The organism is Bacillus sp. DHT2 (assembly GCF_026241455.1).
GTDB lineage: Bacteria > Bacillota > Bacilli > Bacillales > Bacillaceae_G > Bacillus_A > Bacillus_A pseudomycoides.
Genome location: NZ_JAPHWH010000011.1, coordinates 1 through 19,680, shown reverse-complemented (window position 1 = coordinate 19,680; position 19,680 = coordinate 1). Strand labels below are relative to the sequence as shown.

Below are 19,680 nucleotides of genomic sequence, written 5' to 3'. Positions count from 1 at the left end.
TTATCAGTAAATTATGCTGAGGGAGTATTCGTTTTATTAGTGAAAAAGTGGCATTTATTCAACTGTAGCTTTCTTGACATTTTTTCTGGATGTAACTTTTGCTTTAGGGCTACCCTTTTTACTAATTGATTTTTCTTCATCTATTGGTCCTATGCTGAAAATTGGAGTAGTTACGGTTATTTTAGAATTAATACATAAAGCTATTCACGCTGATTATGTTTATTTTGAGAAGGATACAGGACGTAGGGATTATGAAATAAGTCCAGCAAAGAAAATAAACCTAGATAAGAAAAGAGATAAATAGTGTGTAAGTATAAAGAGCATCTACATAAGATGCTTTTTTATTTGGAGATTGTTTTATCTGTAAATATATAAGAAGTAAATATCGTCCTTATGGTGAGAAATAGAAAATCTGTTATTTCGTCGTACAACAGCCATCTATATATAGACCGAACTTAATAATAAGTAGGTTATATAAAACTTCATGTACCGTATGGAGTTTCGTATAACCTACTAAAAGATAGCCGTCCAAACAATAGGATGAATCAAAATTTGACTAAAAAGAAATGAAGGATATTCACTTTTGTTTTTTTATCGATACCTAGGTGTTCCTAGAAGTTTTGAATTAGGAGAATTAATTTACCCCGCTCTATACTGAATGCAAGTCTGGGGTTGGTAAACAAGGAAGCTTTTGCTCTTTTTCACGTATTAAAGTGGACAAGCATATACTGCTTGTACCTCATTAACTTTAGCCGCTATATCTTGTGTTAATGAAGACTCTCGCAATCCCTTGAAGAGTGCTCGCGGAAACGGGTGCTCTTTTTTATTAAACAAAATGGACATTTGGATAGATAATCGTCTCTCTCTTAAAATAACCTTAAATATATTATAGATTTAAGAATATAAAAAAATAGATGGTATAATTTTCTAAAACAACCTAAATAAAGTTGATTTTAGAAAAGGGGTAGAGGGAAAATGTTTCAGAAATTCAAATTTTATTTAATCAGCCTTGCGGTCAGTTCAATATTAGGGGGGATTATCGTAGGTGCTAATTTCTTGATCCAAAACATCTATTATTTAGTTATGGATAAAGGATTTCATTTTAATATGTGGCCTTCTGTTATTATATTTTGCATCGTATTTGTTTCGGGTTTCACATATATGTTGAGACAAGGTCCAGATATACTTATTAATGATTAATTCTATAGTTACTTCGTTAGATGCTACCCAGATCATGGTGGCGTCTTGTTTGTTGTTAAGGAAAGATAAGGAATAATGTAGTTTTAAAGCGATTTAGAAAATATAGAACGTCAATTCAAAATAAGTAGTATAATTTACTTGGTATAGGGGTTTATTTCATATAAATGTAGATAAAGGAAAATCGGGTGACTCATATTGAAGAGGCGAATCACAATGAAACTAAGGCGGTATTAAAGATGTGGCTTACATTCTTCTCTATTTACCTTTACTTACATTTTTATTAATTTATTATGATATAGATGTTGATTTAAAGTATATTATTTGAAGTGGCGAATCCGCTGCTTTTTTATTTTATAAAGAAGTAATGCTGATATGGTATATCCTTTCATGGTAATATCATAGTAAAAAAGAGGGTATATGAATGTTAGGTTTATGCTTGATTGTATTAGGAATTTTTATTATCTATATTACAACATTATATGAAATAAGGAAAGTTAGAGGTATAAGTTGGAGAGAAGTTCTAGCATTCCCTGTAGGATTAATTTTAGGTATGATTTTCGATCACTTTGATTTACCGGAGTTTTTAATATTGGTAGGCTTAATATGTATTGTGGTAGGTAGCGTTATGGTAATGGGTATTATATAAGGAAATCTAAACACAGAAGCATCTAAATAGGATGCTTTTTTATTCTATAAAGGAAAAGGAACCAATCCAGGCTCCTTAGTTTGATTCTGAAGTTTTGTAGTTTTTCTTGATGATATCCTTTATGTCGATGGTAAAAGATATAAGGAATATCACAACCAGAACAACATTTACCCAGTAATATGTATTTCCTGTTGTGAATTTATTATAAAAGGATTGGACATTATACAATATCAGCATTGCTGAGAAGAAAGCGGAGCATGCTAACGTACCAAAACTTTTCATAATGGTCACCTCAATTCTAAAAGTTATGAATTTTATATAATTATAACATTAAAATAAATGGATTTAAAATAAAATATAAGGGAATTACCACGAGGTGGTGAATATGGCTAGGCAAAGAAGCTCAGATTGTGACAAGGCATTTGAAATAAGATTATTTTGAGTGAATTGGATAAATGTAGTTCGACACAATTATGCTAAATTTTACTACAAAGAACATTTTCTTTCTAAATGTAAGAAGTATTTACAAAAAAATACATAGAAGTATATATGTGTAATGTTGGAGTGAGTCGGATTTTTATAATGGGTGAGAGCTGTAATTCATTCATTTCAATTAACTTTATACGTAAGGGAGAGAAAAATTTGAAAAGAAAAATTGGTACAGCAGTCGTTGGTTTATCTGTTTTAGGTTTTGGAATCTTTGGTGTTGCTGATGGAAATGGTGGAGGTATCGTTCAGGCGGCTTCGGTAGGAGATGGTGGTGGAGCACCAGCTAATAATAAAGGAGATACTGGTGGATCTCCAGCTAATTCAGAGTATGGTACAGGTTGGTCCCCAAGTTATGCAGATGGAGACACTGGAGGATCTCCTGCTTTTAACGGAGGAGACACTCCATCTCCAAGATTGTAAATTATATGTTAGAAAAAAGAACCCACTAGAGGATGGTCTCCTTTTCAATAAATGAGTGATCTATCTAAATACAAATAAGTAAAGACTCGAATAATTGTACATTTTGATATTAAGAATTACAATATATACTTTAGGAATTACCGCGAGGTGGGTGAATGGCGAAGAAATACGCAAAACGCTTTTATAAGTCATTGGCGTGGAAGAAGTGTAGAGCGTCATATATATTATCAACATTGGATGGTATGTGTGAACATTGTAAAGAAGAACCTGGATACATCGTTGACCATATAGTTGAGATCACACCAGAGAATATAAACAATCCAGGTATAACATCGAATCATGATAACTTAAAATACTTATGCTTACCTTGTCATAATACAAAGACGTTTGGTAAGTCTGTATTAATTAGAGAAGATGTAATGTTTGATGAGAATGGTGAAAAAATCACCAGTCCTTTCAAAAAGAATTCGAACGTTAGTAGCTGAAATGATTTCAGATTTTAACGATGGTTCTTTCAAACCTCTTTCAAGTGATTCAAATACACTTGATGGACTTAACGTGCATTGTTCGTTAATAGATGAACTACATGCAATTGAAGATAAAAATCTTTATGATGTTATTGTCGATGGTATGACGGCACGTGAGTAACCAATTTCTATTATTACAACAACTGCCGGAACTGTCAGAGAAGGAATCTTTGATATTAAATATGAAGAAGCCGAACATATTATAAACGGTTATGATGATCCAGCAGGTTACAAAGACGAAAGAGTTCTCCCGATTATTTATGAGCTTGATAAAAGGGAAGAATGGATTGATCCAAAGTATTGGAAAAAAGCAAATCCAGGATTGGGAACTATCAAAAACGAGGACCAACTAAAAAGTAAAGTTGAAAAGGCCAAAGCTAATCCTCTGTTAGTTAAAAACTTGCTAACAAAAGATTTTAATATAAGAGAAACATCAACGGAAGCGTGGCTAACTTTTGAACAATTAAATAATCCTAATATTTTTGATATAGCTCAATTAAAACCTTCGTATGGAATTGGCGGTTGTGATTTATCTTCAACTACCGATTTAACAGCAGCGAAGGTTATTTTTATGGTATCAGATGATCCTCATATTTATGTTAAACAAATGTATTGGCTTCCTGAGGATTTACTTGAACAAAGAAGTAAAGAAGATAAAATATCTTATGATTTATGGTACGAACAAGGATTGTTAAGGACAACACCAGGGAATTCTGTTCATTATAAATTTGTAACAGAAAGAAACTCAGCCTTTAAGGGATAGGGTTTCTTTTGTTTTATAAAGAAAAGAGGTGTCAAAATGAGTTCTTTTACATTTAATAATCAACGTAAAAATTCCATTTAAATAGGAAAAGGATGGAAAAGACCAGCATGGGCGCCATTAAAGAGAAATTTATTGCAAGTTCCTAATTATCCAGGCGCTAGATTATTAAGTACCGAAACCGATATTCGCGTACTTCCTATTCCAGTAGGAAGTATTGTTCCAGATGGATCTGTTTTAGAAAAGTTAAAAGAAGAAATCGCTGATTGGCTTATCACAGAACAGCCGGTTGAGCTTATTTTTGATGCAGAACCGGATGGAATTTATATGGCTGTTGTGGATCAAGGTTTTGATCCAGATGAATTTGTTACTCTTGATCAAGGTGTAATCAAGTTCATTTGTCCAATGCCTTATAAACTATCAAAAGATAAAAAGAAATACACAATGATTAATCAAAATTCTACTTTTAAAGCAGACGTAGAAAATAAAGGTACAGTAGAAGCAATTCCGACGATTGCCCTAACAGCAGCACGAGAAAGCACATTCTTTGATCTTGATACTGATGATGGACAGTTCTTTCGAGTTGGTTATCCAGCAACTGTGGAGGAAAAGCCTTTTATTAGAGAAGAATTAATTGCAGATTTACCTATGACTCCAATAGGATGGACAACAGCAAATTACGTAGATTACGGGAAGGTCGCTGGTTCGTTTTCGAATGAAGGTGAAACGGGACCACTTCAGGCAGATGATTATGGTACAGGAACTGGATGGCATGGTCCTGCATTGAAACGTTCGCTTTCAGTTCCTATCCAAAATTTCAGGGTAGAAGTTGACTTAGATTTTCAAATGACATCGTACGAAATCGGACGAATGGAAGTATATTTATTAGACGAAGCTAGCGAAAGCATAGGGAAAATTGCAATTTGGCGTAATCAATTTATACGTTTCATAGAAAGTGGTGTCGTTCGTCTGTATGTCGGTTATCATAGACGATCGGATGGAGATGTACAACCGACTATTATCTTAGGAGGAGACAATACTCTTAGCGGTGTTCTAGGTGCTTTGCAAGGGAGTCAAATGAGATCAGGATTATTTGATGCTAGTACAAATATCGGACTAGTAGATGAGGTAATAAATGGAGTTACATATAAATCAGTTTTTTTGGAAATGCAAAGAAGTGGAATCAGTGTATTACATGCTAACGATTTCCAAGTTTTCTACTCTGGAAATGGAAAATGGCATTTCAGACGCGGTAAAACTAGTTCATACAGTTCATCATTAACAATATCTGATAATGGTTCGGATACTGATTTAGTAATGCCGAACGTAATAATGCGAAACAGTAGAGTTACGGGATATACAGGAGTTGTTCAGTTTTCAACTCCGAATATTGTTGGTGATGGATGGGGAGGAGTGCAAGCTCATATAATAGCTCCAAGTTTACGAGAATACAAATCAAATATTCGTGATGTACCTTTTTCAGCTTTAGAGAAAGTTAGAAATGTTAAGGTGAGGGAGTTTAATTATAAGGGTGATGTGAATTTACTTTATGAAATGAGGGAGAACAAAGATCCTAATGATCCTCCTTTAACAACGAAAGACATCAAACAATATTACGGTCTTATTGTTGATGAATCAGATGAAGTCTTTGTTGATAAAGATAAAACAGGTACTCACTTATATTCCATGGCATCGTTAACGATGAGAGCAGTTCAAGAACTAGAGGAAAAACATGATCAAGATATAGCGGTATTAAAAGGACAATTAGAAGAAAAAGACGCAGAGATAGCAACAATGAATAATCGAATAGCATCTTTGGAAGCTTTAGTTCAAAGTTTAATCGATAAAGGCAGCCAAACAGAAGCGTCAACAACAACAACAGAGCAGCAATAGCTGGTCTTTTTTATTTTGTAAAGGAGTGAAACGATGCAAAAGATTATCGATTTGAAACAAGAGATCCAACAAATTAAATCAGATCAAAAAGACATGCAACGCGATATTCGTAATTTAGAAACACGTACGACAGTCAACGAAAAGGACATTGTAAATATAAATAATCAGCTCGAAAAGATTAGTGCCAATACTACATGGATTCTCCGCATCATCATTGGTGCAATAGTCGCCGGATTGCTCGGTCTATTAATGAAAGGATGTGTATAAGTTGGTTGAAGTCAGTGTAATAATTGCAGTCGTTGTAGCATTAGCACAAGTGACGAAAATGCTCGGGTTACAAACTAAATATATCTCATTGCTTAATTTAGCGCTTGGCACTTTGCTAGGCGTTTTATTTTTGCCTTTTGACATAAAAATGAACGTATTCCAAGGACTCATCATTGGTTTGTCAGCTAGTGGACTATACGATCACTCCAAAATTATGAAAAAGGATGTTGATAATAAATGAAAAAATCAATCAAACTAGTTTCTTCTGTATTTATGATTCTATTGCTCCTGTTAAGCTTTGCTAGAGGGGCTTTTGCTGATAGAACGCTTATCATTGAAGATTTAACCTAAGATTCCATACAGAAACGGTGTAGGGGCTTATGAGGGCGTTGTGGCACATAGTACAGCAACTCCAGAAGCGCCAGCTATTAACATTCAAAAATATGAAACTCGTACATGGCGAAATGCATTCGTACATTATGCAGTCGATTGGAATGAAACGATCCAAATTGGTGATACAAAATATATTGCTTACGGTGGAGGACCTGGCGCGAATAAACGTTTTGTACATGTAGAGCTTTGCGAAACTACAGATTATGATAAATTTAAACGTTCATATGACAAATACGTGAAGCTACTAGCTAAAATTTTACGTGACCGCGGATTATCTGTAGAAAAAGGATTGTGGACTCACTATGATGTAACGAAGTATCTTGGCGGCACAGATCATGAGGATCCACTTGATTACTTACGTAGTCACGGTGTATTAGAAGCACAATTTCGTGCTGATGTGAAACGTGCATATAATAACAGTGATGTTTCTGTTCCGGAACAACCATCTAAACCAGGCGAACCAGTAGCGAATGTGGAAGGTATTGCATATATTGAAGGTTACAATGTAAATCTTCGCAAAGGACCAGATGCAAGTTACTCTGTTATTCGTCAGTTAAATAAACCAGAATCTTATAAAGTATGGGGCGAAAAAGACGGATGGTTAAATCTTGGTGGAAATCAGTGGGTATATAATAACCCTTCTTACATCAAGTTTGAAAAAAAAGAGCCAGTTAATCCGATTGCAGGAAAACGTCTTGTTTCTAAAGTGGACAACCTACGTTTCTATGATTCCCCATCATGGCAGGATAAAGATGTTGCTGGTTCTTTAGATGCAGGATTAGGATTCACGATCGATGCTAAGGTAAATATTAACGGATCATCACAATACAAAGTGCATAACAGCAAAGGAAAAACATACTATGTAACTGCAAATGAAGCCTATGTATATGTGAAGTAAGAGTTGCAAAAGAGCATCCACTTAAAGGATGCTCTTTTGTATAATATATTTTTTACTGCTTGTTTAATCATTTTATCAAGATAGTTATGTTTATTTACCTAGAAAGCTTGAAAGGCATTTAGTCAATCAAGGTTATCAAAAAATTATTCAAAGTCTTCAAACCAACAAGTGAAAAATCGTACTTTGTCATTAAAAAACACTGTACCTTCAGTATTGATAGTAGAGCTAACAGAAATTTTCCCCTTATCCCACAACCACTTATTTGATATCTTTTCAAGTATTTTTTCTGCTTCCTTAATATCAAGAATGCTTTTTGACGTTTCTATATTACACACAATCTTAAACCAACCATCAAATTTCCAGTAAGGTTCATTTGAGCTTACATCATGTGAAGTAATCATGGTGTCTATTTTTTTAAATAATTCATGCAATATTGTCAATGCTTCGTTCTTATTCTGACATGCTACAAATAAACTAAGTTGGAACATAATACTCCTCCTAATATGTTAGTGTGAAATTGTGCCATCTGGAGCAACGTTAATATATTTTTTTCCATTCTTCGTATATTTTCCCCATTCCTTCAATCCTTTTTCGGAGAGTTGTACATTCCATTCGAACTCAAAATTCTTTTTAGGATCCCCATGATAAGGGCCTTTCGTCCATACATTACCAAATTTATCAACGTACCCATTAAGCTGCCTATTAAACTTAACTTCCTTCCCTGGAATAAATCTGAAATGTCCTTTATTAGGTAACTCAGCCCTTGTCATTGGATTTGTTATATTATTTTGATACTCTACCCCTCGTTCTTCTTTGCGTTTGTAATAACCTCCATAAGCATCATTACCCATATCCTTAGCTTCATTAAAAAAACTTAGATCAAGTCCATTGGTATTAGCAAGAGCAAATTGATTTTTTGGCATTAGAATATTATTCAGCATGTCAACGCTTTGCTTAAGCTTATCGAAATTTATTACGTTTTTAATACCTTGTATAAAGTTTACACTTTCACTAAGTGTTGAGGTTTCACTTAACCTTGAAAATTTACCGAATTTTGAAATTTTATCTACACCTTTTGTTCCTACCAATAATTCGGCAAGTGCTAATTTAACTTGCATTTCTACATTTCCAGCCCATTTAGCTCTGCTATTCCAATCTCCATTTACAACATCTTGATTCCATGAATCAGAAATAGCTTGTTCTACAGCAGCAAATGTTTCGTCGATATGAGAAAGGGCATACACAGCGCTTTCAAAACTATCTATTGGGTGTAAGACTGTATTTAATATTCCTTTAAGTTCATCTAATACAGCTTCATTTTGTCCTTTTTTGTAGTTATAATATTGCCCGAGCAAAGGAGTATTTTCTATCTGATGAAAAAAATTTTCGGACAACTGATCCATCGCTTCTATTTTGTTTTCGACAGCATCTTTAAATCTATCAAGTAACGATTTGTCTATTGTACTCTCTTCCTCAGACTGACGCTTCCTATCTTCTGTAATCGCTTGGATAGAAGTCGTCCACTCCATATTCAATTCTTGTGTACTAAACGTACCACTTGTGAGACTAAAGCCTTTTCCACTTTGCACTTCGGCAAGACCCGTCGCGATGCTAGCAGCTAATTGAATTGCTGTACTATAGTTATTGCTAGAGGTCTGATTGAATTCATGTAGATGATCTAGCTTTTCTTGCAGTTTGTGTTTCATGACAGTAAAGAGATTCGCCATAGCGTCCATACCCGGGATTGGCATAGCTTGAATAACGGCTTCCATACTTGCTTTCATTCGATCAATTTCTTGAATTTGTTCTAATATTTCTTGTTCGATTACATCCGTTGAAGCTACCTGTGATTGAAATTGACTTGGAAAGGCATCATTCTGACGGATTAATTCTTCACATAAGTAAATAATCCCTTGTGCTAAAGGACGAAAGGTTTGTATAAAAAATGATTTTGCACTGCAACAGGTTTGTCTGTAATTACAATGAAAGCTGCAGAAAAGATGGGGCAGAGTGTTCCACATTGGCTTCCACGTATGACCATGTACACAACGCTCACAGGCTCGTTCTTGTATCTTCTACGTTATGTTCTTTTCACATTTCTATAAGGGAAGATCAACCTGGAATTGTAGGACACTTACATGATATTGACATAAAACATGTACATCAGTCTTCCAAAAATAAGGGATATATACCCTTATAAAGGGTATATGGGGAGTGGGAAAATGATTGAATTATTACTTGCTCCAGCTGTAGGTTTAACAGTGGCATTATTCGGTAATAAGTTCAAAGGAAAAAATGATGATAAAAGGAAAATACAAGTCTTTTTTTAGGTATCTGGAATTGCAATTAAAAGAGAAGATAAGCTTCATTACCCAAAGTTTCAAAAGCAAATTGATGATGATCGTAGTACGAATTATGTGTATACATTGCCTGTTGGGATGCCGAGTAAAATTATTCAAAAAGTAGAGGACGTTGTTTCTGAAGGATTAAATAAACCAGTACGAATCGATTACGATAATTACAAGTTAGACATCCGTGTATTCCGGAGGGAAATACCAACAAATTGGCCATGGTCCACAGAATTAGTGACGAAAGGAAAATGGTGTGTTCCAGTTGGTCAGAGCTTAGAACGGATTATATATCATGATTTCGATGAAACACCACATATGGCAGTAGGTGGTCTAATTCGTATGGGTAAGACAGTGTTCTTGAAAAATCTATTTGTGTCCATATCATTGGCGAATCCAAACCATGCACATTTTTATCTTATTGATTTGAAAGAAGAAGGGCTCGAATTTAGCGAGTACAAGAAACTGAAGCAAGTCGAGCAAATAGCAGAAACACCAGAACAAGCACATGCAATGTTACTAAAGATAATGGAGAAAATGAATGAACGTGGAAAGTACATGAAAGAACGCGGAATCAAAAACATTGTCCATACGAAAGAAAGAGATTGTTATTTCATCATAGTAGATGAAGGGGCAGTACTCGCTCCTTCAAAAGGATTACCAAAAGGACAGAATCAAATGTTAGAGCAGTGTCAATATATGCTCAGTCATATAGCTCGTGTTGGTAGAGCGCTAGGATTTCGTATTGTCTTTTGTACGCAATATCCAACTGGAGATACGTTGCCAAGAGTAGTAAAACAGATGGCCAATGCAAAACTCGGTTTCCGTTTATCAACGCGTATAGCGTTGATCAGTCCGGCGTAGAGAATTTACCATCCGTGCCAGGTAGAGCGATATATATGAAGGGGGATTTTACAGAACTACAAGTGCCATATATTGATGACAAAGTCATGTGGGAACATCTAAAAGAATATGAGGTGGAGAAACATGAACATCCAGAGTCATATGAAAATCAACCGTCAGATGACGATACTTGCGACGATTAGAAAGCTGCAATTTGCAACAAGAAGACATTTGATGTGCGTACATGATATGGGTGGTATACGGAATGCAAATAGGATAATGGGTGAATTGAAACCATATGTCAGTAAGGCGATACACGGGAAGGAGTATGTATATTATCTCAATAAAGAAGGTCATTCGTTGTTTGGTGAAGGTGCTGTTGTTTCAAGAGGAAAAATGGCACATGCATTGCTACGAAATGAAGCTTGGTTACATTTGTTCTGCCCAGACGATTGGCAAGTTGAAAACGGAAATACGTTATAGAAAGAATGGAGAGAAAAAGAAGATTATTCCAGATGTAAAATACAGTGATGAAGAAGGGATACTTCATGCAGTTGAAGTAGATCGTTCACAAAAAATGAAGATTAATGAAGAAAAGCTAAAAAAGTATGAAGAGTTCACGCGAATTTATAAGCAAAAATATAATGGAAAAGTGCCAATTATTCATTTCTTTACAGTTACAAAATATAGGGAAAAGAAATTGGAACAGTTAGCAGCAAAATATGATATATATGTGAAGGTCTATGTGATTCAAAGTATATAAGAGTGTAGCAAAAAATAACCGTCCCTCTACTTATAAGTAGAGGGGCGGGGGTTACGAGGGATAAACATCTTCAAATTTAATCCCAACAAGCATATGTTTCATCATTATAAGGCATTGTGCACTATCATTAACTGTGAAAGAACAAACTTCCTGTTTAGTTTTTTTTACAACCAAAACATCAAAACTAATGGCTAAAACGTCTGTAAGATAATCTTTGTCCTGAGTATCTATAGCGATTAAAATATTATAAGTATATCTTGGAAAAACACTCCCAGTGTTATACCAGAAGATCCATGGTTCAGCATCTTGCTTATTTAAATTAATAAACATGTTAGTAATAGAATCGGTCACCTGACTCACAATATCTTGGTTTATACTTTCTCCCCAACGATAAGTAGGAAATGCTAATATATCTTTAATAATCAGATTACTAATTTTCTCGATCAATTCTGAAATTTGAAGTGCTTCTCCTCCGATGATTGCTTCCTGTGACGACTTCAAAAAGTTTATATCACGATTTGATTCTAGCACGTTGACTAGAGTGCGAGGATCAGTGAAATCATTAAAATCCATATCCAATTCTTCAAAGAATTTCTTTAATTTAAGAACCTGTCCAAAATGTTCTTGTTTCACAGCAAACACATTATGAAAGTGATTATTCCCCATTTTTCAACAGTCCCTTCTAGATAGAGCATAAGACAGATATATGATGGGAATTCCAATATATAACTATTTTTTGTTTTAAAATGTGGTACTGTACCTTTTCGAAAATGAATTGTCCTAAAGTTTTGAAGAATAAGATTGTTTAGGTTCGTTTTTTTTGCTCACTGTAGTTTGAATAAACAGTGAACAATTTCGTATGTTAAGGATGTTCAATAAACAGTATCTAATGTTTGTTATAGTACTTTGTTTTTAAGTAATGGGTTTGGAAACTAATTTTTGATCATATTTCTGTTAGTTTCGTTAAAAATAAATAAAGTTTCTTATAGGACGTTGTCCATTATGGACAAACTATATAGGGGAATAAATAGATAAACGGAAGAGTAAATATAATAATATATTCTTAAGTGAATAGTTATTTTCATAATTGGTACAAATTTATATTTGGAGGCGTATTATGAAAAAGAAACTAATTGCTATATCAGTTGGTTATATTTTAATCTTAAGTGCATGTGGAAATAATAATGAATCTAGTAAAAATGAGTATAGGTTTAATGGTACCTGGGAATTGATAGACAAGACTAATACAAAATGTCCACCTACAATCGTGTTTTCAGGGAAAGATAAGATGGTATGGAAAGGACTCACTAAAGAGGGAGATAAGAAAACTGCGGAGTTACAATATACAAGAATATTTGAGGATGAATTCCAAGTAAAACTTACTGATCTTAAGGTTAATGGAAAAACAACAGAAAGCAGTGAAGAAGAAAAAACTACTGTTAAAATGATAAGAGATAATGATAGGTTACGCCTTGTGAATAATGGTAATTCTTGTACTTATTCATTAAAGTAATTATTTATTTTAGATATCATTTTATTGATAATGCGTTTAAAAGTACTCTTTAATGATTGCTTTTTTTATTGGATAAATTGGACTTCTAAAAAGATATGCTCGACTTTGAGCTTATTAAGCACAGTGGAAGGGGATCACGAAAAGCGAGTCCCTTCTTGGGGCAGCGCCACACCACCATCAAGTTAAGATTTTGAAGTATCTCCAAAACGAAAAAAGAATTTATTACGTAGCCATAAACATAGGTAATAATGTTTTTAGTTATTAGGGAGTTCAGATAAAATACTACAAATCATCAATTAAATTATGGAATTTTTAAAATCCCATAATTTAATTGATGATTTGCGTCATAATGGCAGTGAGAGTGATGAGTAATAGAAGAAATACAATGGAGGTTTTTAGTAGAAGAAATATAAAAAAGTGCTAACAAGTTTGCTAACAGAACTGCAAACCAAACGAACACTTCCAAGTAATGGTATGAGTAAAAAAATAAGGACAAGCAGTCGTACCTGCCGTCCTCATTAGGAGAAAGATTACCCTGGATGAAAACCAAGAATAATCAGAAAACACGCTCGTAAATAGTGTTAACGTAAATTTAAATATATATACAACAAAATGGGATAAGCAAAAAATGCTTATCCCAAGAAGGGTAATTTAGGAGAAATTCAAAACACCAAAATGACTCGTATTGGTAAATAGGTTCGTTGATAGTATATGTGAAATGAAAAAGATTATACGAAAAGCAGATAGCTCTTTATGCTATCTGCTTACGTTGAAAATTATGTTTTCTCAAAAAACAGTAATACAGCAACTCACTTATGGGTAGTTTGTGTGAATTAAAAAAGTTTATACGAAAAAAGGGCAGACAACGCTTTTAGTTGCCTGCCGGTGGGTTGAATGAGTTAGCGAATTGCAATAAATTGCGTTCTCATTACAAGAAGAGTGAAGCCGCTAGTTCGGACGGCTTAAGGATAGTGTGGGCTAAGAAATATGAATTTATGTGAAAAATGTAATCTGTTATGTCCAAATGAAGAAATAAATAGATATTCATCAGACAAGGGAAATGGAGCATATCTTTAATGAGGTGTGGAAAACTGTCAAATTGGGAGAAACCTTAAAAAGCTAGGCGATAGCCTAATCGAAGAGAGAACGGAGAATATGGCTGAAGAGAGAAACTGGGATCAAATCTGTACAAAGGCTGAGAAGTTACGTGCAGCTGATGAAAAAAGTGGACTTGGGGGAAAATCGCTGAACAGTTTGGTGTTGCGGAAGGGAATTTGTACTACTACATTTCTAGAAGACGAGAAGCAAAAAACATACCTAGAAAGCGTGTAGGAGCTCTGAAAGTTCCCTTAGCAACCCATCTTCTAAGCGGAACGGTTCAGGATTTAAATGATGTAAGAAGTGGAGCATATGAAGTAATGGAACAGAATCGTGAGTTATCGAAAGAAGTTGAACAGCTGCAGAAAGAACTTCTAGCAGAAACAACAGCGAGATCGTGAGGATGATTACAGCTCTTTATTAAATGAATTCAAGTATCAAATTTGAATTCCATACAAATATACAGAGATCATCCTATAAATAAAAACTCTACTCTCATCATATAGAGAGTAGAGTTCATGGATGCAGTTGCTGAGTTCTCGGGATGGTGAACACCAGCAACTAAATAATATCATGAGTATTCAGAAAAAACATCGAGTAAATGTTTCCGATTTTTCAAATAATAGTTAATTAAAATGAAATGAATAAAAGCGTTATTTGAATAGAAAGAGATTAGGGAGTGACAAGATGAGAAGTTTCACAAATTATCAACTTTAAATCAATATGCATAGTATGAAAGATGGAAGGTGAGAGTATTTACGAGGAGGGGGGGGAAACGAATGTTTCCCAATTATTTTTACAATGAAATGCGAATGCGTCCTTTAGGAGGGCAGGGTCCTGCGCAAAGTACAATTCAAGCTGTTCACCAGGCTATGCAAGCACAGCAACAAGCGTTACAAGCACAACAAATGCACCAAAGTATACAACCTCACTATTCATCACAATATTATTACCCGATGTATATTACACAGGATGGAATGCTTTTTTCAGGAATTCCGCATGAAACTGTATATGGTTTATAGCAAATAATAACAGGAAACATTGCTGTTCGATGGACACTTATTCATAAATAATTTAACAAAACGCTTTTTAATTAAGTTTCAGCTTAACAAAAGAGGATCTGCCACGAATAGCAGACCCTCTCTTAAAATGGCAAAGAATAACTCTTACCTTACTCTTTTATCTGGCGAGGAGAAACGAAGGTTGTGCCAACAGGATTAGCTTTTGAGATTCCACCAGGATACGAATTACAAGTACGACCACGTAGCGGTATGAGGCGTGACACGAAGCTACGAGTGATATTAGGTACGGTTGATAGTGGTTTTAGGGGAGAAGTTGGTGTCATTGTTGATAACGATGAACGAGTATTGGGAGTGAATATGCAGGCTCATGTTATTGAAAGAGGAACGCGCATTGCTCAAGGCGTTATAACCCCAGTGGAAACAGCACATTTTGTGGAAGTGGACGGGCTATCGGGAAGCCAAAGAGGTAAAAACGGATTCGGATCAACAGGAACTAAGTAATACCAAATTTAAATTTTCTTCAGGCTGAAAATTTAATGAAACAAAAAGTAATGAATAAAAGGAAAAATCCCTGGGGGACAGGGATTCGATAAGGGAGATATTGTTGTCGTGCAATGTCGAAATTTGGCATATTCAACAAATTAATATTATCACGAATTTTTAGGGGATTGTGATAGTGGATGTGTCAAAAATGTGTACGGATTTCATATACAGGCGTTATTTTACAATTATCTCGGCCGGGCCCTTCATAAGGAAGAAAGTGGTTTTAAGGATTTTTAAGAAAAATAAAAAGGACAGCCGATATTTGCGACTGAACTCTTTTTATAAAAATCTTTATTTATCTTCAAGAGGTTTCATAACACTAGATGGAAGTTGATTAGTTGGAGCTAATACAGATTCTTCACTTGCTGGTTGAAGTGTTTTTAATTTTAGGAGTACACCTGCCTCTGTAGCAATTTCGTCCTCTTTTGCTTGATGGCTTGATGTAGATATATTTTCATTCGCTTTCTCCATTTTACATCCCTCCCTATTACATGTAGGTATACAAGCGACATAATTGTTGAAAATTACTAAAGTGTTTTTTAGTATTGCACTGATTATGAATAAAATGTATTGAAAAATCTTTTAGTAATAAATGCCGTTGTAACAATAGTATAGGATAGATTTAAAATATTATGCTGGATGGGAAGAGAGATGGAAATTAAACAAAATAAAAGTGTTATTTAATAGCAAATAAAAAGAGAGAACACATATGAATGTGCTCTCAGAAAGGTAGATTTTTTATGAGAAAGGGTCTACATAAAATAATGTATGCTTGTCTCAGTTAAATGTGAAAAAAATCAACAAAAACGCTATTTTGTATGTAATAAAAATGCCCTCTTTCAATATGAGGGCATATGAGTAAGCATGTCTTATATCCATAATATATGCTTACCCTATCAAATAGTGACAAGTTAATAAAAATAAAAGAGCAGCTAGCAAAAGCTAACTGCTCGGCTCCAATGGGGGGGACTGGAGAAAGATTATTGTATCTACAGTATTGACAGAATATTGAATTTTATTCAAACGGAAATGTTTATTAGGGAAGTCACACCAAAATCTTTGTTATTAGCCATGTGACTCCTATAAGAATTAAAAATTCAAAGGATATTAGAAATGCGTTTTTCTGTGGCTTTTTAAATTCTTTTATCAAAACGAAAAATGCACTAATTCCTGCAAGAATAAAAATAATGAGTCTCAATGTATCTGGCATGTTCAACACTCCTAAAATTTAGTTAATTAAATTATACAGTGAATTCTTTTTGTGTTAAAAAATGTTATTTAAAATTAAGGGGAAATTAAGCTCAATTTAAACAAAATAATCCTTTTAATAGAAAGCGAGGAACAAGTTAAAAAGGTTTCGAAAATGATTAAAATAAGATCAATTATCCTAGGTGCTGCCGTGATCGGTTTAGCGTCTTATTTGTTGTTAAGGAAAGATAAGGGGTGAGGGGGTCGACCAAGAGGCATGTAATTTTGGGCCATAGATTGTATTTTATCTCCATTAATAGATTGTAGTGTAACTGACTTTAAAACTTGAAGATTAGATATGAATATTATTACTCTAAAATACAGAATATAGACTAATAAACAAGCTGTTTTTTGTTTTTAATCATAGAATATGATGAATCCTATTGTGAAGAGGAGGTAATCATATCTATGAGATGTAATTGTCATTTTAATCGCTTTCGAGATTGCGGTAGATTTTGGGATAACTTAATGTTCTGTAGATGCAGACATAGAGATTGTGATGACCGTCGTTGTAGACGCGACTGTGATTGCGATGATTGTCGTCGTAGACGTAAACATGATCGTGATTGTGATCGCGATGAGCGTCGAGAGTGGTAAATTTTTTTGAAAGAGTGCTTTTCTTCAAAGCACTCCTTTTTGTTTATGGATTTTCTGAATTCTTTATTGATAGTAGTTATTTAATAGAAAGAATGTAGTTGTAATTCAATTTAAGGGCTAACAAAACAAACGAACACAACGAACAAAAATAGAGGAGGGAATTATGGATTCTAAAGTAACGTTTACTATGCAAATGAATGGTGAGAGTAAAGATGCAACTGCATATGTGAGTTGAATTACCAATTTAATACAGCAGAGAAAATGGTTTGTTCCTATTGGTCAAAGTCTAGAAAAAATCATTTATCATGATTTTGATGAAACACCACACATGGCAATTGGATGAAGAATTTAGTAAATTGAAAAAAGATTTATAAATTGCACACCTTTTGAACTAGGCAAGCATATATTGAAGTATGGGACAAGCGTAAATCGCTTTTTTCATACTCATTGAAAACTCCTTATCACGAAAGAGCACTGTCGAGTGCTCTTTTTAATTTGGAATATATACATAGGTGAAAAAGCTTGGAGAAGTCATTTCATGCACAAAATGAAATGTATGAAAATATAATGGGAAAATGTAGGGAAGACATAAATGTTATTATTTTACAAGTGGGTATTGATGTCCGTGAATCCATGATAAATAAGATGATTCTAATATAGGTGGATGAATAATATGAATCCAAGAAATTTAACGGTTACGGGAGCATGGTTTCAAGTAGGTGGAAATACGATAGCTGCCATTGGAACTACAAGAGGGTTTATAGGAGAAGAAAATGTTGAAGAACCACTTGTAATTGTAGGTGGATCATTACAAGCTCTTGGATATATACTGCAATTGATAGCGTTAAAAGATTCCTTTGAAAAACAAGGGATGAAAGTAGAAGAAACTGCACTGAGTAAAGAGGAACAAATGAAACAAAGAAATAAATCTTTGGAGAAAACAGGGATTGAATTATTAGCTTTAGGGAATGTTTCAAATGTAATAGGAACGTTTTTTAATATACAAAAAGAAATGGAAGAGAATGATTATCTCATTATCACAGGAAATAGTCTACAGTCTATTGGTGCATTTGTAGGGGTAGAGGTGGCACTGAATGAGGAGCCTGAAATTCCATGGTTGATTGTAGTGGGTAATTCACTACAAACGCTAGGAGCTGGATTGCAAGCATTTCAAGGCATACACAACATATCCAAGGAAAACCAAATGATTGAGAAAAATGATAGAGAAAAAGAAGATGAGAGATTCGTTGGACTAATTGGTATTTGGATACAAGCAATCGGTACAGCAGTTTCAGCAATTGGAATCACACAAATGATAGAGGATTGAGTTTGAAACTTTAGCTATCGAGAAATTAGTATGAAGATTCATATGAATGGAAGGAAATATTTCATTCTCTTTTAAGGTCGGACAAGGACTTTAGGGAGAATTATTTTCTATAGCTCAATTTTTGGTAATTTAAAAGAATAAAAGATGTTTTATAGTGTAGGTTTTTCTTCTTTCCTGTCGAAGATGTAATAAAAGGGAGGTAGTAAAATGGCACAGTTTGAAGTTGGAAAAATCACTTATTTAGGAGAGAGAAAAGAAGAAATAGATTTTCGAATAGCTTATGTAAGGATTGATGACTATTTAGACTGGGAAGTCATTATACGTGGAACTACTGATAAAGATACAATTTTTATTGAAATAATGAAGAAAAATGAGCAACCAGTATTTGAATTTATTACTACTGAAGGTGAAGTTCTTCAAGGTAGGACAAAAATAGTGAAATTTATCCCGAAATTAATTGATACAGAAATTGATTTATTTGGTATTGGAAAGTTAAATGGTTATGAAATAAAAAGCGTCCAATAGGACATAGCCATCAAGTTAAGACTATGTATAATTTTTAACAAAAACAACCAACGCGTCTAATCATCTATAAATTAACAGAATCTGAACATACAAAACGATTAGAACGGCATAAAAAAGAAAAACGACGAATGCCTAAATACGCGAGTGGTATCAACTTGTTTATTACAAAGATAAATGAAACTGACATGACGGCGCATAAAATTTATCAATTCTATTCTCTTCGTTGGCAAGTTGGCGTGTCCAGATAAGGACACATTATCTAGTTGGTGAAAGTCCAATCGGGAGAATAGACTCCACTCCCGTAGCCTGAGAGGCACCATGAAGTGAAAGCGACATGGCGAAGCCCTCTGACATCACATG

Annotated in this window: 20 protein-coding genes and 9 pseudogenes; 22 read left to right on the top strand and 7 right to left on the bottom strand. The window is 34.2% G+C overall.

The features are described 5' to 3' along the window. Positions 1-73 precede the first annotated feature (73 nt). Entirely contained in the window at positions 74-304 is a 231-nt protein-coding gene (locus tag ORL93_RS22000; RefSeq protein ID WP_265959492.1) for a hypothetical protein, read from the top strand. A gap of 404 nt (positions 305-708) precedes the next feature. Here the strand turns inward: ORL93_RS22000 and ORL93_RS21995 are convergent, their stop codons facing one another. Then, the gene (locus ORL93_RS21995; RefSeq protein WP_003205144.1) at positions 709-843 is read right to left on the bottom strand and encodes a hypothetical protein; all 135 of its coding nucleotides are present in this window, start codon (positions 841-843) and stop codon (positions 709-711) included. Positions 844-975: 132 nt separating this feature from the next. On the opposite strand from ORL93_RS21995, the gene ORL93_RS21990 reads away from it, so the two are divergent. Both ORL93_RS21990 and ORL93_RS21985 read left to right on the top strand, forming a co-directional pair. Continuing rightward, entirely contained in the window at positions 976-1,200 is a 225-nt protein-coding gene (locus ORL93_RS21990) for a hypothetical protein (RefSeq protein WP_033796134.1), read from the top strand. 421 nt (positions 1,201-1,621) lie between these two features. Beyond that, entirely contained in the window at positions 1,622-1,846 is a 225-nt protein-coding gene (locus ORL93_RS21985; RefSeq protein WP_003205148.1) for a hypothetical protein, read from the top strand. 75 nt (positions 1,847-1,921) lie between these two features. On the opposite strand, the gene ORL93_RS21980 is transcribed toward ORL93_RS21985, so the two are convergent. Next, the gene (locus ORL93_RS21980) at positions 1,922-2,128 is read right to left on the bottom strand and encodes a hypothetical protein (protein ID WP_080547207.1); all 207 of its coding nucleotides are present in this window, start codon (positions 2,126-2,128) and stop codon (positions 1,922-1,924) included. A gap of 360 nt (positions 2,129-2,488) precedes the next feature. On the opposite strand from ORL93_RS21980, the pseudogene ORL93_RS21975 reads away from it, so the two are divergent. From ORL93_RS21975 to ORL93_RS21945, 7 genes and pseudogenes are all read left to right on the top strand, one after another. Beyond that, a pseudogene (locus tag ORL93_RS21975) lies at positions 2,489-2,752 on the top strand (hypothetical protein); the annotation flags it as partial. 158 nt (positions 2,753-2,910) lie between these two features. Next, positions 2,911-3,240, top strand: coding sequence for an HNH endonuclease signature motif containing protein (locus tag ORL93_RS21970; protein ID WP_033796135.1), 330 nt, complete (start codon positions 2,911-2,913; stop codon positions 3,238-3,240). Continuing rightward, positions 3,185-4,021: pseudogene (locus ORL93_RS21965) on the top strand (terminase TerL endonuclease subunit); the annotation flags it as partial. The gene ORL93_RS21970 and the pseudogene ORL93_RS21965, both read left to right, overlap by 56 nt. Before the next feature lie 105 nt (positions 4,022-4,126). Further along, complete coding sequence (locus ORL93_RS21960; RefSeq protein WP_265959562.1) at positions 4,127-5,935, top strand: distal tail protein Dit; 1,809 nt, start codon at positions 4,127-4,129, stop codon at positions 5,933-5,935. Between the two features lie 33 nt (positions 5,936-5,968). Next, positions 5,969-6,202: a hemolysin XhlA family protein gene (locus tag ORL93_RS21955; protein WP_003207144.1), complete on the top strand. Its 234-nt coding sequence runs from the start codon at positions 5,969-5,971 to the stop codon at positions 6,200-6,202. A 58-nt stretch (positions 6,203-6,260) separates the two neighbouring features. Further along, positions 6,261-6,443, top strand: a complete 183-nt coding sequence (locus tag ORL93_RS21950) for a holin (protein ID WP_371394253.1) — start codon at positions 6,261-6,263, stop codon at positions 6,441-6,443. Beyond that, a pseudogene (locus ORL93_RS21945) lies at positions 6,440-7,493 on the top strand (N-acetylmuramoyl-L-alanine amidase). The gene ORL93_RS21950 and the pseudogene ORL93_RS21945 overlap by 4 nt, the downstream one beginning before the upstream one ends. Before the next feature lie 143 nt (positions 7,494-7,636). Here the strand turns inward: ORL93_RS21945 and ORL93_RS21940 are convergent. Further along, positions 7,637-7,981 carry a hypothetical protein gene (locus ORL93_RS21940; RefSeq protein WP_265959490.1) on the bottom strand — a complete coding sequence of 115 codons (345 nt, stop codon included), beginning with the start codon at positions 7,979-7,981 and terminating at the stop codon, positions 7,637-7,639. Between the two features lie 18 nt (positions 7,982-7,999). Then, positions 8,000-9,463, bottom strand: a pseudogene (locus tag ORL93_RS21930) (polymorphic toxin type 17 domain-containing protein); the annotation flags it as partial. A gap of 252 nt (positions 9,464-9,715) precedes the next feature. Between ORL93_RS21930 and ORL93_RS21925 the strand changes: the two are divergent. Both ORL93_RS21925 and ORL93_RS21920 read left to right on the top strand, forming a co-directional pair. Next, a pseudogene (locus tag ORL93_RS21925) lies at positions 9,716-10,887 on the top strand (FtsK/SpoIIIE domain-containing protein). Between the two features lie 31 nt (positions 10,888-10,918). Further along, a pseudogene (locus ORL93_RS21920) lies at positions 10,919-11,447 on the top strand (replication-relaxation family protein). Positions 11,448-11,498: 51 nt separating this feature from the next. On the opposite strand, the gene ORL93_RS21915 reads toward ORL93_RS21920, so the two are convergent. Then, positions 11,499-12,089 carry a pesticidal protein gene (locus ORL93_RS21915; RefSeq protein ID WP_265959489.1) on the bottom strand — a complete coding sequence of 197 codons (591 nt, stop codon included), beginning with the start codon at positions 12,087-12,089 and terminating at the stop codon, positions 11,499-11,501. Between the two features lie 475 nt (positions 12,090-12,564). On the opposite strand from ORL93_RS21915, the gene ORL93_RS21910 reads away from it, so the two are divergent. The 5 genes and pseudogenes from ORL93_RS21910 to ORL93_RS21890 all read left to right on the top strand — a co-directional run. Continuing rightward, on the top strand, positions 12,565-12,960 hold the full coding sequence (locus tag ORL93_RS21910; RefSeq protein WP_018782199.1) for a hypothetical protein: 396 nt from the start codon (positions 12,565-12,567) through the stop codon (positions 12,958-12,960). A gap of 1,083 nt (positions 12,961-14,043) precedes the next feature. Further along, positions 14,044-14,292, top strand: a complete 249-nt coding sequence (locus ORL93_RS21905) for a hypothetical protein (protein WP_033794522.1) — start codon at positions 14,044-14,046, stop codon at positions 14,290-14,292. After that, positions 14,235-14,459: a hypothetical protein gene (locus ORL93_RS21900; RefSeq protein WP_265959488.1), complete on the top strand. Its 225-nt coding sequence runs from the start codon at positions 14,235-14,237 to the stop codon at positions 14,457-14,459. Before ORL93_RS21905 ends, ORL93_RS21900 begins: the two co-directional genes overlap by 58 nt. 378 nt (positions 14,460-14,837) lie before the next feature. Then, positions 14,838-15,080: a DUF3947 family protein gene (locus ORL93_RS21895; RefSeq protein WP_018766347.1), complete on the top strand. Its 243-nt coding sequence runs from the start codon at positions 14,838-14,840 to the stop codon at positions 15,078-15,080. 153 nt (positions 15,081-15,233) lie between these two features. Beyond that, positions 15,234-15,581, top strand: a pseudogene (locus ORL93_RS21890) (dUTP diphosphatase); the annotation flags it as partial. A gap of 333 nt (positions 15,582-15,914) precedes the next feature. On the opposite strand, the gene ORL93_RS21885 reads toward ORL93_RS21890, so the two are convergent. Further along, on the bottom strand, positions 15,915-16,094 hold the full coding sequence (locus ORL93_RS21885; RefSeq protein WP_003199845.1) for a hypothetical protein: 180 nt from the start codon (positions 16,092-16,094) through the stop codon (positions 15,915-15,917). Positions 16,095-16,668: 574 nt separating this feature from the next. Next, positions 16,669-16,833, bottom strand: coding sequence for a hypothetical protein (locus tag ORL93_RS21880; protein WP_097795715.1), 165 nt, complete (start codon positions 16,831-16,833; stop codon positions 16,669-16,671). A gap of 446 nt (positions 16,834-17,279) precedes the next feature. Between ORL93_RS21880 and ORL93_RS21875 the strand changes: the two genes are divergently transcribed. From ORL93_RS21875 to ORL93_RS21860, 5 genes and pseudogenes are all read left to right on the top strand, one after another. After that, positions 17,280-17,468 carry a hypothetical protein gene (locus ORL93_RS21875; RefSeq protein WP_078212166.1) on the top strand — a complete coding sequence of 63 codons (189 nt, stop codon included), beginning with the start codon at positions 17,280-17,282 and terminating at the stop codon, positions 17,466-17,468. Between the two features lie 259 nt (positions 17,469-17,727). Further along, a pseudogene (locus tag ORL93_RS31575) lies at positions 17,728-17,808 on the top strand (cell division protein FtsK); the annotation flags it as partial. A gap of 333 nt (positions 17,809-18,141) precedes the next feature. Beyond that, entirely contained in the window at positions 18,142-18,795 is a 654-nt protein-coding gene (locus ORL93_RS21870; RefSeq protein ID WP_016114779.1) for a DUF6944 family repetitive protein, read from the top strand. Between the two features lie 207 nt (positions 18,796-19,002). Beyond that, positions 19,003-19,320 (top strand): hypothetical protein, encoded by a 318-nt coding sequence (locus ORL93_RS21865; RefSeq protein ID WP_003199857.1) that lies wholly within the window; start codon positions 19,003-19,005, stop codon positions 19,318-19,320. Positions 19,321-19,358: 38 nt separating this feature from the next. Beyond that, positions 19,359-19,559: pseudogene (locus ORL93_RS21860) on the top strand (transposase); the annotation flags it as partial. Positions 19,560-19,680 lie beyond the last annotated feature (121 nt).

Coding starts and splice junctions, on each gene's coding strand:
- ORL93_RS21995 (WP_003205144.1), bottom strand. CDS start 843: ATGTCCATTTTGTTTAATAAAAAAGAGCACCCGTTTCCGCGAGCACTC.
- ORL93_RS21990 (WP_033796134.1), top strand. CDS start 976: ATGTTTCAGAAATTCAAATTTTATTTAATCAGCCTTGCGGTCAGTTCA.
- ORL93_RS21985 (WP_003205148.1), top strand. CDS start 1,622: ATGTTAGGTTTATGCTTGATTGTATTAGGAATTTTTATTATCTATATT.
- ORL93_RS21980 (WP_080547207.1), bottom strand. CDS start 2,128: ATGAAAAGTTTTGGTACGTTAGCATGCTCCGCTTTCTTCTCAGCAATG.
- ORL93_RS21970 (WP_033796135.1), top strand. CDS start 2,911: ATGGCGAAGAAATACGCAAAACGCTTTTATAAGTCATTGGCGTGGAAG.
- ORL93_RS21955 (WP_003207144.1), top strand. CDS start 5,969: ATGCAAAAGATTATCGATTTGAAACAAGAGATCCAACAAATTAAATCA.
- ORL93_RS21950 (WP_371394253.1), top strand. CDS start 6,261: ATGCTCGGGTTACAAACTAAATATATCTCATTGCTTAATTTAGCGCTT.
- ORL93_RS21940 (WP_265959490.1), bottom strand. CDS start 7,981: ATGTTCCAACTTAGTTTATTTGTAGCATGTCAGAATAAGAACGAAGCA.
- ORL93_RS21910 (WP_018782199.1), top strand. CDS start 12,565: ATGAAAAAGAAACTAATTGCTATATCAGTTGGTTATATTTTAATCTTA.
- ORL93_RS21895 (WP_018766347.1), top strand. CDS start 14,838: ATGTTTCCCAATTATTTTTACAATGAAATGCGAATGCGTCCTTTAGGA.
- ORL93_RS21885 (WP_003199845.1), bottom strand. CDS start 16,094: ATGGAGAAAGCGAATGAAAATATATCTACATCAAGCCATCAAGCAAAA.
- ORL93_RS21880 (WP_097795715.1), bottom strand. CDS start 16,833: ATGCCAGATACATTGAGACTCATTATTTTTATTCTTGCAGGAATTAGT.
- ORL93_RS21875 (WP_078212166.1), top strand. CDS start 17,280: ATGAGATGTAATTGTCATTTTAATCGCTTTCGAGATTGCGGTAGATTT.
- ORL93_RS21870 (WP_016114779.1), top strand. CDS start 18,142: ATGAATCCAAGAAATTTAACGGTTACGGGAGCATGGTTTCAAGTAGGT.
- ORL93_RS21865 (WP_003199857.1), top strand. CDS start 19,003: ATGGCACAGTTTGAAGTTGGAAAAATCACTTATTTAGGAGAGAGAAAA.